Origin of the sequence: Pseudacidovorax sp. NFM-22, from assembly GCF_021401245.1 — a bacterium.
Lineage (GTDB): Bacteria > Pseudomonadota > Gammaproteobacteria > Burkholderiales > Burkholderiaceae_C > Xenophilus.
On sequence record NZ_JACBFY010000006.1, the window covers coordinates 167,065 to 180,086 of the forward strand.

General features: G+C 67.0%; 13 protein-coding genes. 6 read left to right on the forward strand and 7 right to left on the reverse strand.

Annotated elements, in window-relative coordinates:
* Positions 1–17 precede the first annotated feature (17 nt).
* The 5 genes from L0984_RS21060 to L0984_RS21080 all read right to left on the reverse strand — a co-directional run bounded on the left by L0984_RS21060 (position 18) and on the right by L0984_RS21080 (position 4,341).
* On the reverse strand, positions 18–719 hold the full coding sequence (locus tag L0984_RS21060) for a succinate dehydrogenase iron-sulfur subunit (RefSeq protein WP_234196118.1): 702 nt from the start codon (positions 717–719) through the stop codon (positions 18–20).
* 28 nt (positions 720–747) lie between these two features.
* The gene (sdhA, locus tag L0984_RS21065) at positions 748–2,556 is read right to left on the reverse strand and encodes a succinate dehydrogenase flavoprotein subunit (RefSeq protein ID WP_234196119.1); all 1,809 of its coding nucleotides are present in this window, start codon (positions 2,554–2,556) and stop codon (positions 748–750) included.
* A 4-nt stretch (positions 2,557–2,560) separates the two neighbouring features.
* Entirely contained in the window at positions 2,561–2,926 is a 366-nt protein-coding gene (sdhD, locus tag L0984_RS21070) for a succinate dehydrogenase, hydrophobic membrane anchor protein (RefSeq protein WP_017761522.1), read from the reverse strand.
* 25 nt (positions 2,927–2,951) lie between these two features.
* Positions 2,952–3,398, reverse strand: a complete 447-nt coding sequence (gene sdhC / locus L0984_RS21075; protein WP_234196121.1) for a succinate dehydrogenase, cytochrome b556 subunit — start codon at positions 3,396–3,398, stop codon at positions 2,952–2,954.
* A gap of 187 nt (positions 3,399–3,585) precedes the next feature.
* Positions 3,586–4,341, reverse strand: coding sequence for a GntR family transcriptional regulator (locus L0984_RS21080; RefSeq protein WP_234196123.1), 756 nt, complete (start codon positions 4,339–4,341; stop codon positions 3,586–3,588).
* 206 nt (positions 4,342–4,547) lie between these two features.
* Here L0984_RS21080 and L0984_RS21085 point away from each other — a divergent pair, with 206 nt between their 5' ends.
* From L0984_RS21085 to L0984_RS21105, 5 genes are all read left to right on the forward strand, one after another.
* Positions 4,548–5,534 (forward strand): malate dehydrogenase, encoded by a 987-nt coding sequence (locus tag L0984_RS21085; RefSeq protein ID WP_058644257.1) that lies wholly within the window; start codon positions 4,548–4,550, stop codon positions 5,532–5,534.
* Between the two features lie 134 nt (positions 5,535–5,668).
* Positions 5,669–6,445 (forward strand): trans-aconitate 2-methyltransferase, encoded by a 777-nt coding sequence (gene tam / locus L0984_RS21090; RefSeq protein WP_234196124.1) that lies wholly within the window; start codon positions 5,669–5,671, stop codon positions 6,443–6,445.
* Entirely contained in the window at positions 6,442–7,467 is a 1,026-nt protein-coding gene (locus tag L0984_RS21095; RefSeq protein WP_234196126.1) for an HpcH/HpaI aldolase/citrate lyase family protein, read from the forward strand. Before tam ends, L0984_RS21095 begins: the two co-directional genes overlap by 4 nt.
* 31 nt (positions 7,468–7,498) lie before the next feature.
* Positions 7,499–8,083 (forward strand): hypothetical protein, encoded by a 585-nt coding sequence (locus L0984_RS21100; protein ID WP_234196128.1) that lies wholly within the window; start codon positions 7,499–7,501, stop codon positions 8,081–8,083.
* Positions 8,084–8,230: 147 nt separating this feature from the next.
* The gene (locus tag L0984_RS21105; protein ID WP_234196129.1) at positions 8,231–10,822 is read left to right on the forward strand and encodes a bifunctional aconitate hydratase 2/2-methylisocitrate dehydratase; all 2,592 of its coding nucleotides are present in this window, start codon (positions 8,231–8,233) and stop codon (positions 10,820–10,822) included.
* A 151-nt stretch (positions 10,823–10,973) separates the two neighbouring features.
* On the opposite strand, the gene L0984_RS21110 is transcribed toward L0984_RS21105, so the two are convergent.
* Together L0984_RS21110 and L0984_RS21115 are read right to left on the reverse strand one after the other, a co-directional pair.
* Entirely contained in the window at positions 10,974–11,471 is a 498-nt protein-coding gene (locus L0984_RS21110) for a pyridoxamine 5'-phosphate oxidase family protein (protein ID WP_234196131.1), read from the reverse strand.
* Positions 11,472–11,588: 117 nt separating this feature from the next.
* Entirely contained in the window at positions 11,589–12,449 is an 861-nt protein-coding gene (locus tag L0984_RS21115; protein WP_234196133.1) for a helix-turn-helix domain-containing protein, read from the reverse strand.
* Between the two features lie 138 nt (positions 12,450–12,587).
* On the opposite strand from L0984_RS21115, the gene L0984_RS21120 reads away from it, so the two are divergent.
* Complete coding sequence (locus tag L0984_RS21120; RefSeq protein ID WP_234196134.1) at positions 12,588–13,007, forward strand: hypothetical protein; 420 nt, start codon at positions 12,588–12,590, stop codon at positions 13,005–13,007.
* The last annotated feature ends 15 nt before the right edge of the window (positions 13,008–13,022 follow it).

Sequence of the window (13,022 nt, forward strand, 5' to 3'; positions counted from 1 at the left end):
GCTTCGTTCGGCCAGGATCAGATGGCGCGGCGCACCATCAGCTCCTTGATCTTGCCGATGGCCTTGGTGGGGTTCAGGTGCTTGGGGCACACGTCCACGCAGTTCATGATCGTGTGGCAGCGGAACAGGCGGTACGGGTCTTCGAGGTTGTCGAGCCGCGCGCCGGTGGCTTCGTCGCGGCTGTCGGCGATGAAGCGGTAGGCCTGCAGCAGGCCGGCCGGGCCGACGAACTTGTCCGGGTTCCACCAGAAGCTGGGGCAGCTGGTGGAGCAGCTGGCGCACAGGATGCACTCGTACAGGCCGTTGAGCTCTTCGCGCTCTTCGGGCGACTGCAGGCGCTCGCGATCAGGCGCCAGGGCCTCGGTGATGAGGTAGGGCTTGATCGAGTGGTACTGCTTGAAGAACTGCGTCATGTCCACGATCAGGTCGCGGATCACGGGCAGGCCCGGCAGCGGCTTGAGCACGATGGTGCCCTTGAGCGTGTTCATGTTGGTGAGGCACGCCAGGCCGTTCTTGCCGTTGATGTTCATCGCGTCGGAGCCGCAGACGCCTTCGCGGCAGGAGCGGCGGAAGGCGATGCTCGGATCCTGGGCCTTGAGCTTGACCAGGGCGTCCAGCAGCATGCGCTCGTGGCCGTCGAGTTCGATCTCGACGGTCTGCATGTAGGGCTTGGCGTCCTTGTCCGGGTCGTAGCGGTAGATCTGGAATGTGCGCTTCATGTCGGTGTCTCGTGGGGTTGCGGCGATGTCAGAACGTGCGGACCTTCGGCGGCACGCTGTCGACGGTCAGCGGCTTGAGGTTGACCGGCTTGTAGGTGAGGTTGTTGCCCGCGCTGTGCCACAGCGTGTGCTTCATCCACTCCTTGTCGTTGCGGCCAAGCGGGAACTCCGGATGGTCGGCCGGGTGCTCGTAGTCGTCCACCGTGTGGGCGCCGCGGCATTCCTTGCGGGCAGCGGCCGAGACCATCGTGGCCTGCGCCACTTCGATCAGGTTGTCCACTTCGAGTGCTTCCATGCGTGCGGTGTTCCACACCATGGACTTGTCCTTGAGCGTCACGGCCGGCACGCGGCTGCGCAGATCGGCCACCTTGACCACACCCTCGTCCATGCTGGCCTGGGTGCGGAACACGCCGGCGTGCTGCTGCATGGTGGCGCGGATGTCGTTGGCGATGTCCTGCGCATAGAGGCCGTCATTCGAATCCTGCAGCTGGTTCAGGCGGGCCAGGGTGCGGTCGGCGCCGTCGGCCGGCAGGGGCTTGTGCTCGCCGCTGTTCTTGACGAAGTCGACGATGTGCTTGCCGGCGGACTTGCCGAAGACCAGCAGGTCCAGCAGCGAGTTGGTGCCCAGGCGGTTGGCGCCGTGCACCGACACGCAGGAGCATTCGCCCACCGCGTACAGGCCACCCACGACCTGGTTGTGCACGTCGCCGTTCTGCACCACCACCTGGCCGTTGATGTTGGTCGGGATGCCGCCCATCTGGTAGTGGATGGTGGGCACGACCGGGATCGGCTCCTTGGTGATGTCCACGTTGGCGAAGTTGTGGCCGATTTCCTCCACCGAGGGCAGGCGCTTGCGGATGGTGTCGGCGCCCAGGTGGTCCAGCTTCATCAGGATGTAGTCCTTGTTGGGACCGCAGCCGCGACCTTCCTTGATCTCCTGGTCCATCGAACGCGAGACGAAGTCGCGCGGGGCCAGATCCTTCAGCGTGGGCGCATAGCGCTCCATGAAGCGCTCGCCATTGCTGTTGAGCAGGATGGCGCCTTCGCCGCGGCAGCCTTCGGTCAGCAGCACGCCCGCGCCGGCCACGCCAGTGGGGTGGAACTGCCAGAACTCCATGTCCTGCAGCGGGATGCCGGCGCGTGCCGCCATGCCCAGGCCATCGCCGGTGTTGATGAAGGCGTTGGTGGAAGCCGCGAAGATGCGGCCCGCGCCACCGGTGGCCAGCAGCACGGCCTTGGCCTGCAGCACGAACAGGTCGCCGGTTTCCAGCTCGATGGCGGTGACGCCCACCACGTCGCCGTCGGCGTCGCGGATCAGGTCCAGGGCCATCCACTCGACGAAGAAGTTCGTCTTGGCCTTCACGTTCTGCTGGTACAGCGTGTGCAGCATGGCGTGGCCGGTGCGGTCGGCCGCGGCGCAGGCGCGCTGCACGGGCTTCTCGCCATAGTTGGCGGTGTGGCCGCCGAAGGGGCGCTGGTAGATCGTGCCGTCCGGGTTGCGGTCGAAGGGCATGCCGAAGTGTTCGAGCTCGATCACGACCTTCGGTGCTTCACGGCACATGAACTCGATGGCGTCCTGGTCGCCCAGCCAGTCGGAGCCCTTGATGGTGTCGTAGAAGTGGTAGTGCCAGTTGTCCTCGGACATGTTGCCGAGCGAGGCCGACACGCCGCCCTGCGCCGCCACCGTGTGCGAGCGGGTGGGGAAGACCTTGGACAGCGAGGCCACGTTCAGGCCGGCGCGCGAGAGTTCGAGCGCGGCACGCATGCCGGAGCCGCCGGCGCCGACGATGACGACGTCGAACTTGCGCGTCGCGATTTTTGCTTTGGTGTACGACATGGGCTCAGATCCTCCAGAGCACTTGAATCGCCCAGCCGGCACAACCGACGAGCCAGACGATGGTGAAGATTTGCATGAACAGACGGATGCCGACGGGCTGGACGTAGTCCATCCACACGTCGCGCATGCCCACCCATACGTGCCAGAGGAGCGCGGCGATCACTGCAAAGGTCAGGACCTTCATCCATTGCGGGGCAAAGATGCCTGCCCACTGGTCGTAGCCGACGGGGCCGCGGGTGAGGAGAACCTGCGCGAGGACGACGATGGTGAAGACCGCCATCAGCGCGCCGGTGACGCGCTGCGAGAGCCAGTCGCGCAGGCCGTAGTGCGCGCCGACGACGGTGCGCTTGGAGCCGTAATTCACTGCCATGGTGTTGTGTGCCTTCTTCTTGTGATCAGTACAGGCCGAACAGCTTGGCGCCGAGCGCCAGCGTCAGGAGGATGCTGATGGCCAGGACGACGATGGCGGAGGTCTTGCCGAACTCCTTGGTCACGGCCGCATGGCTGACGTCCATCCAGAGATGGCGCAGGCCCGCGCAGAAGTGGTGCAGGTAGCCCCAGATCAGAGCCAGGGCCACGAGCTTCAGGAACCATCCCGGCAAAAAACCAAGGCCGCTGTCGAAGGCGGCCTTGAACTTGGCATAGGAGATTTCCGAAGAGACGGAGGTGTCGAACATCCAGATGATGAAGGGCATCAGCAGGAACATCAGCACGCCGCTGACACGGTGCAGGATGGACACGATGCCTGCCGGCGGAAGCCGGTAGCCCGTGAGATCCGTGACCACGTTGATGTTGCGGAATTCGCGGCGCGGCGGCCTGGTCTTGGAAGCTAGCTCTGTCATGGGGAGGTTCTTTCTGGGAGGTCGATAGGGCGACTCGTGTCAGGACGTTTATGCAGGCAACTCAAAATTCTATTGCAATGCACCATGTTGCATGGGCTGTCTCTGAAGCTTTCTGTCGCCTTGCTTCGTTGCTATATTTTTTGAAGCAACATCGTTCCTGCCCATCAGTGCCGGAGGGGGCCGCGGGCTAGCCAAGGTCATTGCGATAGTGGTGCGTGTCGGTGCGGTACAGGCCGCGGCGCAGCTCCATCGGCGCATCGTGATACGTGTGGGCGATGCGTTCCACCGAGAGCAGCGGCGTCTGCAGTGTCACCTGAAGCAGCGAAGCCTGCTCGGCATCGGGGAGAACGGCGCGCAGCTTTTCCTCCGCCCGCACCATGCGGACGCCGAACTCGGTCTCGAACATCTCGTACATGGGGCCGCGCCACTCGGCCAGGCGTTCCGCCGTGAGCCCCTTGAAGGGCGCGCCGGGCAGCCAGAGGTCTTCGAGGATCGTGGGCACGCCGGCATAGGCCAGCACCCGGCGCACCTGCAACACGGCGTCGCCCGCGCGCAAGGCCAGCGCCCGCGCGACCTCGGCGCTCGCGCGCACCCTTCGGCAGTCCACGATGGTGCGCTCTGCAGGCCCCTCGCTGGTGGGGCTTCCCTGGTCGGGCACCAGCTTGAGGAACCGGTATTGCACCTGCTGCTCTGCATGAGTGGCGACGAAGGTGCCCTTGCCCTGCCGGCGGACCAGCAGGTTGTCGGCCGCCAGCTCGTCGATGGCCTTGCGCACCGTGCCCTGGCTCACGCGAAAGCGTGCGGCGAGTTCGATCTCGCTGGGGATCGGCTCACCCGGCTTCCATTCCCCCGCCTGCAGGCTCTGCAGGATCAAGGCCCGTATCTGCTGGTACAGCGGGCTGAAGGAAGGCGTGCCGGCATCCGCGGCGGGTGGGGAGGACATGGGTGGGGCGTGCAAGATGGGCATCGCGAAGCGTGCCAAGTCCCACATCTTATATAAGACATAAGACGTGCGCCATGGAATCGGCCTAGAATGCGCGGTTGTTTCCTGCCCCGGGTCGATTGGCGGTGCCGGTCGATGTGCAGATTCCTGCAGGCAGGGCTCGCACGGCACGTTCCGTTTCCTTTCTCTTCGTCTGGAGTCTTCCCATGAGCAAAAAGCCCGTTCGCGTCGCCGTCACCGGCGCCGCCGGCCAAATCGGTTACGCCCTCCTGTTCCGCATCGCCTCGGGCGAGATGCTCGGCAAGGACCAGCCGGTCATCCTGCAACTGCTGGAGATCCCCGACGAGAAGGCCCAGAAGGCGCTCAAGGGCGTGATCATGGAACTGGAAGACTGCGCCTTCCCGCTGCTGGCCGGCGTGATCCCCACCGGTGATCCGGAAGTCGCCTTCAAGGACGCCGACTACGCCCTGCTGGTGGGTGCGCGCCCCCGCGGTCCTGGCATGGAGCGCGCCGACCTGCTGGCCGCCAACGCCCAGATCTTCACCGCCCAAGGCAAGGCCCTGGACAAGGTCGCCAGCCGCGACGTCAAGGTGCTGGTGGTCGGCAACCCCGCCAACACCAACGCCTACATCGCCATGAAGAGCGCGCCCAGCCTGCCGCGCGAGAACTTCACCGCCATGCTGCGCCTCGACCACAACCGCGCCGCCAGCCAGATCGCCGCGAAGACCGGTGGCCAGGTCGGCGAGATCGAGAAGCTGACCGTGTGGGGCAACCATTCGCCCACCATGTACGCCGACTACCGCTTCGCCACCATCGGCGGCAAGAGCGTGAAGGACGCCATCAACGACCAGGTCTGGAACGCCGACGTGTTCCTGCCCACCGTGGGCAAGCGCGGCGCCGCCATCATCGATGCGCGCGGTCTGTCTTCGGCCGCCTCGGCCGCCAATGCCGCCATCGACCACATGCGCGACTGGGCCCTGGGCTCGCAGGGCAAGTGGGTCACCATGGGCGTGCCCTCCAACGGCGAATACGGCATCCCCAAGGACGTGATCTTCGGCTTCCCGGTCACCACCGAGAACGGCAAGTACAAGATCGTCGAGGGCCTGGAGATCGACGCCTTCTCGCAAGAGCGCATCAACAAGACCCTGGCCGAACTGCAGGGCGAGCAGGACGGCGTCAAGCACCTGCTCTGAGGCCTTCCGAGGCCACGCGCGTTCCGGCCGGCTCGGCCGGGCGCGCGGCGGGAAGAGGTTCCAGCCGCCTCGCGGACCTTCTTTCCGATGGCCCGGGAACGCGGGGCCCGTTTTCCGACTCTTCCTTCGACACCATGGATTGGGATCCCGCGCTGTACCGCCGCTACGAGGATGAGCGGACCCGCCCGGCCGCCGAGTTGCTGGCGCGGGTGCCGTTGACGTCGGCGAGGCGGGTGGTCGACCTGGGTTGCGGCCCGGGCAACTCCACCGAGCTCCTGGTGCGCCGCTTCCCGGATGCCGAGGTGATCGGCATCGACAACGCCGAATCCATGATCGTCGCCGCGCGCCAGCGGCTGCCGCAGTCCCGCTTCGAGCTGGGCGACATCGGCACCTGGCAGCCTTCAGGCGACGCGCCCGATCTCATCTATGCCAATGCCGCCCTGCAATGGGTGCCGGGCCACGAAGAGCTGCTGCCGCGGCTCTTCTCCTCGCTGGCGCCGGGGGGCGTGCTGGCCATCCAGATGCCTGACAACCGCCAGGAGCCCACGCATCGCCTGATGCGCGAGCTGGCCGGCCGTGCGCCCTGGGCCGCGCACATCGGCGACGCCGACCGCGTGCGCACCGAGCTGCTGACGATCGGTGGCTATTACGACCTGCTGGCGCCCGAGGCGGCCGAGGTCGACGTCTGGCACACCGTCTATCAGCACCGCATGGCTTCGGCCGCGGCCATCGTCGAGTGGGTCAGCGGTACCGGCCTTCGCCCTTTCCTCGATCCTTTGCCGGCGGACCTGCGGGCCAGCTACCTGCAGGCCTACGAGCAGGGCGTCGACGCGGCCTATCCGGGGCGCACCGACGGCCGCCGCCTGCTGGCCTTTCCGCGCATGTTCATCGTGGCACGCCGTCCCTCATGAGTGCCGATTCCATGGCTTTACGACGCGCCGCGCACCCGGCGGAGGTGCTGCTCGGCGCCCAGGCCGGCGCTGTCGCGCTGCCGGTGTGCGACCACTACAGCGGCGTCGAGGCCCGCATGCGCAAGAGCCTGGCGCTGCAGGCCGAGATGGCGGCCGAATTCGGGGCCTGTGTCTTCGACGTCACGCTCGACTGCGAGGACGGGGCGCCCGTCGGGGGCGAAGCGGATCATGCCCGGCTCGTCGTCGAATTGGCCCGCAACGCTGCGCCCGGCATGCGCGTGGGCGTTCGCGTTCATCCGGTCGACCATCCTGCGTTCGAGGCCGACGTCGACACCATTGCCGGCCAGGCCGGCGACCGCCTGGCCTACCTGATGGTCCCGAAGGTGGAACGGCCGGCCGATGTGGCGAGCGCCGTGGCCGCTCTGGACGCGGCCGGTGCCTCCCGACTGCCGCTGCATGTGCTGATCGAGTCCCCGCTGGCGGTGCACCATGCCTTCGACATCGCGGCGCATCCTCGGGTGCAGTCGCTCAGTTTCGGCCTGATGGACTTCGTCTCGGCCCATGCCGGCGCCATCCCGGCGGACGGCATGGGCGCGCAGGGCCAGTTCTCGCACCCGCTGGTCGTCCGCGCCAAGCTGGCCATCGCGAGTGCCGCCCACGCCTTTGGCAAGGTCCCGTCCCATTGCGTCGTGACCGAGTTCAACGATGCGCAGGCCATGAAGAGCGCTGCGCGCCGGGCGGCGCGGGAGTTCGGCTACACACGGATGTGGAGCATCCATCCGAACCAGATCCGTCCCATCCTCGAGGCCTTCGCGCCGGACGAGGATCAGATTCAAATTGCTACACAAATAATAGCTTCAGCACAAGAAGCAGATTGGGCGCCCATCAGCTTTGATGGCACATTGCACGACCGCGCGAGCTACCGCCACTTCTGGCAGGTGCTGATGCGCGCACACGCCACCGGACGTACGTTGCCGGACCAAGCCGCCGGCTGGTTTGCGACGGACGACGCGTCCACCTGAACTCCGCCATCCAAGGAAGGTTCCTCTCACCATGAACAAGACCCTCGCGTTCATCGCCGCTGCCGCGCTCGCGCTGCCGCTTTCCGCACTGGCCCAGGCCAGCAGCACCACCGAGAAGGCCGCCGCCAAGGCCAAGCCTGCCGCCAAGGCCGCGTCCAAGGACAAGGTCGTGCACGTCAAGGGCAAGCAGCACCTCAAGGCCAGCGCCGTCAAGGCGGTGGAAGAGACCACGCCCGTCGCCGACGACGCCGTGCTCACCGACAACGACATCGAGGTCGCCAAGCGCGTCTTCACCGGCAAGATCCAGTGCGAACTGGGTGCGGATGTGACCGTGACGGCCGACGACGCCAAGCCCGGTTTCTTCACCGTCAGCACCAAGGGCGCCAAGTACCGCATGCATCCGGTCGAGAGCCGCACCGGTGCCATCCGCCTGGAGGACAGCCGCGCGGGCGCCATGTGGCTGCAGCTGGGCAACAAGTCCATGCTCATGAACCAGAAGCAGGGCGTGCGCATGGCCGACGAATGCCAGGCGGCCGCGCAGGTGGCCTTCGCCGAAGAGATGAAGAAGAACCCGCCCAAGGCGCTGTTCGAAGGCGCCGACGCGCCCAAGAAATAACCCGCAGCCTGGCTGGCCATCGGCGCGGCTCTTGCTTGGAGCCGCTCGCCGTGGCCACCGTCGGCGCGCAGGCCCTGGGAGGGCTCGAACCCCTGCGGCTGCCGGCGTGAATGGATGCTGTCCGAACGTTTTCCGGAGAAAAGAAAGATGTTGCAAGCCTACGTTGACCATGTCGCCGAGCGCGCCGCGCTGGGCATCCCCCCGCTTCCCCTGTCGGCCAAGCAGACCAGCGAAGTCATCGAACTTCTGAAGTCCGCCACCGCCAAGGATGGCGAATTCCTGCTGAACCTCCTGACGCACCGCGTGCCCGCCGGCGTGGACGATGCGGCCAAGGTCAAGGCCAGCTACCTCGCCGCCATCGCCCATGGCACCGAGAAGAACGCGCTCATCAGCCGCGCGCACGCCACCGAACTGCTGGGCACCATGCTGGGCGGCTACAACATCGGCCCGCTGATCGACCTGCTCAAGGACGCCGAAGTCGGCGCCGTGGCGGCCGAAGGCCTCAAGAAGACGCTGCTGATGTTCGACCAGTTCCACGACGTCAAGGAACTGGCCGATGCCGGCAACGCCAACGCCAAGGCGGTGCTGCAGAGCTGGGCCGACGCGGAATGGTTCACCAGCCGTCCGGAAGTGCCCCAGAGCATCACCTTCACCGTCTTCAAGGTGCCCGGCGAGACCAACACCGACGACCTGTCGCCGGCCCCCGACGCCACCACCCGTCCCGACATTCCGATGCACGCCCTGGCGATGCTGAAGAACAAGCGCGAGGGCGCGCCCTTCGAGCCCGAGGAAGACGGCAAGCGCGGCCCGGTCAAGTTCATCCAGGACCTGGTCGCCCGCGGTCTGCCCGTGGCCTATGTGGGTGACGTGGTCGGCACCGGTTCGTCGCGCAAGTCGGCCACCAACAGCGTGCTGTGGTGGACGGGCGAGGACATCCCCTACATCCCGAACAAGAAGTTCGGCGGCATCTGCCTGGGCACGAAGATCGCCCCGATCTTCTACAACACCATGGAAGACGCCGGCTCCCTGCCCATCGAGCTGGACGTGAGCCAGATGAACATGGGCGACACGATCGAACTGCGCCCCTACGAAGGCAAGGCGCTCAAGGACGGTCAGGTCATCGCCGAGTTCCAGGTCAAGAGCGACGTGCTGTTCGACGAAGTGCGCGCTGGCGGCCGCATTCCGCTGATCATCGGCCGTGGCCTCACCACCAAGGCGCGCGAGGCGCTGGGCCTGCCGGCTTCCACGCTGTTCCGCCTGCCGAAGGCGCCGGTCGACACCGGCAAGGGCTTCTCCCTGGCGCAGAAGATGGTCGGCCGCGCCTGCGGTCTGCCCGAAGGCCAGGGCATCCGCCCGGGCACCTACTGCGAGCCCAAGATGACTTCGGTCGGCTCCCAGGACACGACCGGCCCGATGACCCGCGACGAGCTGAAGGACCTGGCCTGCCTCGGCTTCTCGGCCGACCTGGTCATGCAGTCCTTCTGCCACACGGCCGCCTACCCCAAGAAGGTGGACGTGAAGATGCACCACGAGCTGCCCGACTTCATCAGCACCCGCGGCGGCATCTCCCTGCGCCCGGGCGACGGCGTGATCCACAGCTGGCTCAACCGCCTGCTGACGCCCGACACCGTGGGCACCGGCGGCGACTCGCACACGCGCTTCCCGATCGGCATCAGCTTCCCCGCAGGCTCCGGCCTGGTGGCCTTCGCGGCCGCCACTGGCGTGATGCCGCTGGACATGCCCGAATCGGTGCTGGTCCGCTTCAAGGGCCAGATGCAGCCCGGCGTCACGCTGCGCGACCTGGTCAACGCCATTCCGCTCTACGCCATCAAGCAGGGCCTGCTGACGGTGGAGAAGAAGGGCAAGAAGAACATCTTCTCCGGCCGCATCCTCGAGATCGAGGGCCTGCCCGAGCTGAAGGTGGAACAGGCCTTCGAACTGTCCGACGCCAGCGCCGAGCGCTCGGCCGCCGGCTGCACGGTGCACCTGAACAAGGAACCGATCATCGAATACATCAACAGCAACATCACGCTGATGAAGTGGATGATCGCCGAGGGCTATCAGGACGCCCGCACGCTGCAGCGCCGCATCGACGCCCAGGAAGCCTGGCTGAAGGACCCGCAGCTGCTCAAGGCCGATGCCGATGCCGAGTACGCCGCCGTGATCGAGATCGACCTGGCCGACATCCATGAGCCCATCGTGGCCTGCCCGAACGACCCGGACGACGTGAAGACGCTGTCCGACGTGGCCGGCGCCAAGATCGACGAGGTGTTCATCGGCTCGTGCATGACCAACATCGGCCACTTCCGCGCGGCGTCCAAGCTGCTGGAGGGCAAGCGCGACATCCCGGTCAAGCTGTGGATCGCCCCGCCGACCAAGATGGACGCCCAGCAGCTGACCGAGGAAGGCCATTACGGCGTCTTCGGCAATGCCGGCGCCCGCACCGAAATGCCCGGCTGCTCGCTGTGCATGGGCAACCAGGCACAGGTACGCGAAGGCGCGACGGTGATGTCCACCAGCACCCGCAACTTCCCGAACCGCCTGGGCAAGAACACCAACGTGTACCTGGGTTCGGCAGAGCTGGCCTCCATCTGCTCCAAGCTGGGCCGCATTCCGACCAAGGACGAGTACATGGCGGACATCGGTGTCATCAACCAGAACGGCGACAAGATCTACCAGTACCTGAACTTCGACAAGATCGAGGACTACAAGGAAGTGGCCGACGGCGTCGCTGCCTGATCCTGGTCGCTGGCCTGAGCCGGCGCATCGCCAATGCAAGGGCCCGCCTTTCGGCGGGCCCTTTTTCGTTCGGCCAGGGGGCGGTCAAACTGCAGCCTTGCGGTCGTTCGGCTAAAGCGCTGGTGAGCCGCGCAGAGGCGCGGCAACGGAATCAGAGGTCCAGCTTCTTGTGCTCGCCCATCGACGGCGGCGCCTTGCCGCCCATCGCGGCGCGCGCAATCTTGAGCAACTGCGTGACCTTGCTCTCGGTCACGTCCCAGTACTCGGCCGCTTCGATGCCCACGGCCAGCAGGCCCAGGTTGGGATCGTCCACGCCCTTGGGGAACCAGGCCTCCGCGACCTTGTTGAAGAGTTCGCGCTTCATGGTCTCGTCATTCGAGAGCACCGCCCGGCCGGCCACCGACACATAGCTGTCGTCGTCCGGATTGGCGTAGGCCACGTTCACGACCGGATCGCTGGCGACATGGCGGGCGATCTCGCCGTCGAGCGGAATGAAGAAGTACAGCGTGGCGTTCTCGTCCACCGAGCGGTTCTGCGTGGTCAGCGGGTGGCTGTGTAGCAGGCCATCGCCGTGGCGGTGCGTGAGCATGCCGAAACGCGTGTCCTTGATCAGCTCCCAGAGCTTGGCGTGGTCGTCGGTGTGGGTCATGGCGAACTTCCTTTGTCCTTCTGATGGGTGGGTGAGGCGGCGCGTCGTGTGGACGCGTGCCATGCACCGTAGAAGCCCTCCGCGTGAGCGCCTGACGCCTGCAGGCGCGTCCGCCTGTCAGCGCATGCCGACCCCGTTCGACAGCGGCGCCTCGGTGGCCAGGGCGGCGAGCGCCGCCGAGGTGGCCGCGTCGGCCGGGAAGAAGGATTCGATGGCCAGGTCCTGCAGCGTGATGTCCACCGGCGTGCCGAAGACGGTGGTGGTGCTGATGAGATGGAGCACCGCCCCGCCATGGCGAAGGCACAAGGGCACGGCGATGCCGGCGAGATCGCCATCGGTCGCGGCCTCATCGCGGGTCGCCGGCAGGGTGTAGCCGGACAACTCCTGGTGCAGCGCCTGCAGCACCGGATCGCCGGTGGCGCCGATCTGCTGGGCCAGGCGCTCCAGCAGGTGCGCCCGCCAGGCGCGCAGGTTGGTGATGCGCGGCGCCAGGCCCTGGGGATGCAGGCTCAGGCGCAGCACGTTGGCCGGCGCTGCCAGCAGAAAGGGCGCGACGCCTTCGAGCAGCCGCGGCACGAGCGCATTGGCCGCCACCAGTTGCCAGTGGCGGTCCACGGCCAGTGCGGGGTAGGGCTCGTGGGCCTGCAGCAGACGGTCGACGGCCTGGCGGGCCATGGCCAGTGCCGGATCGTCGATGGGCCGTTCGCGGTACATCGGCGCATAGCCGGCGGACACCAGCCATCGGTTGCGTTCGCGCAGCGGCACCGAGAGCCGCTCGGCCAGCCGCAGCACCATGTCGCGGCTGGGCAGGGCGCGGCCGGTTTCGACACAGCTGAGGTGGCGCGTGGAGATGTCGGCCTCGTGGGCCAGGTCGAGCTGGCTCATTCGCCGGTGCTGGCGCCAGTGGCGCAGATGGGCGCCGAAGGACGCATCGCTGCCCGGCGGCGGGGAGGAGTCGGGGTGGGGACTGGCGGACATGCGGCCATTCTGGCGGTCCCCTCCGTGGCCGGACCATGACCTGCCAGGTCATGGCCGCGGTGCAGCGGCGGCGGGAGGATGCGTTCGACGGGGTGCCCCCGGCCCCCGTCGATTCCATCCACCCTGCAAGGAGTTGCCATGTCCCCGATCCTGAACTCGCCCCGTTTTCTTTCCCGCGTGATGGGGCTGGATGCCGCGTCCTGCCTGCTCACGGGCGCCATCCAGTGCGCAGCGACCGCGCCGCTGTCCGCGATGACCGGACTGCCTTCGGCGCTGCTTGGCTACAGCGGCCTGTTCCTGCTGGTCTATGCCGCCGCGGCGGCGTGGATGGCCAGCCGCGCTGTGTCGCCCCGCGTCCTCATTGCCCTGGTGGCCATCGGCAATCTTGGCTGGGCCCTGGGATGCCTGGTCCTGCTTGCCGGGGGCCGCCTGCAGCCTACGGCGCTCGGCGCGGCCTGGTTGGGGTTGCAGGCCGTGGTGGTGCTGGCAGTGGCTGCTGCGCAATGGGCCGGCCTTCGCGCCACGTCGCCGCGCCGCCGGCCCGCGCTGCAAGCCTGAGCGCCTCGGTAGGAG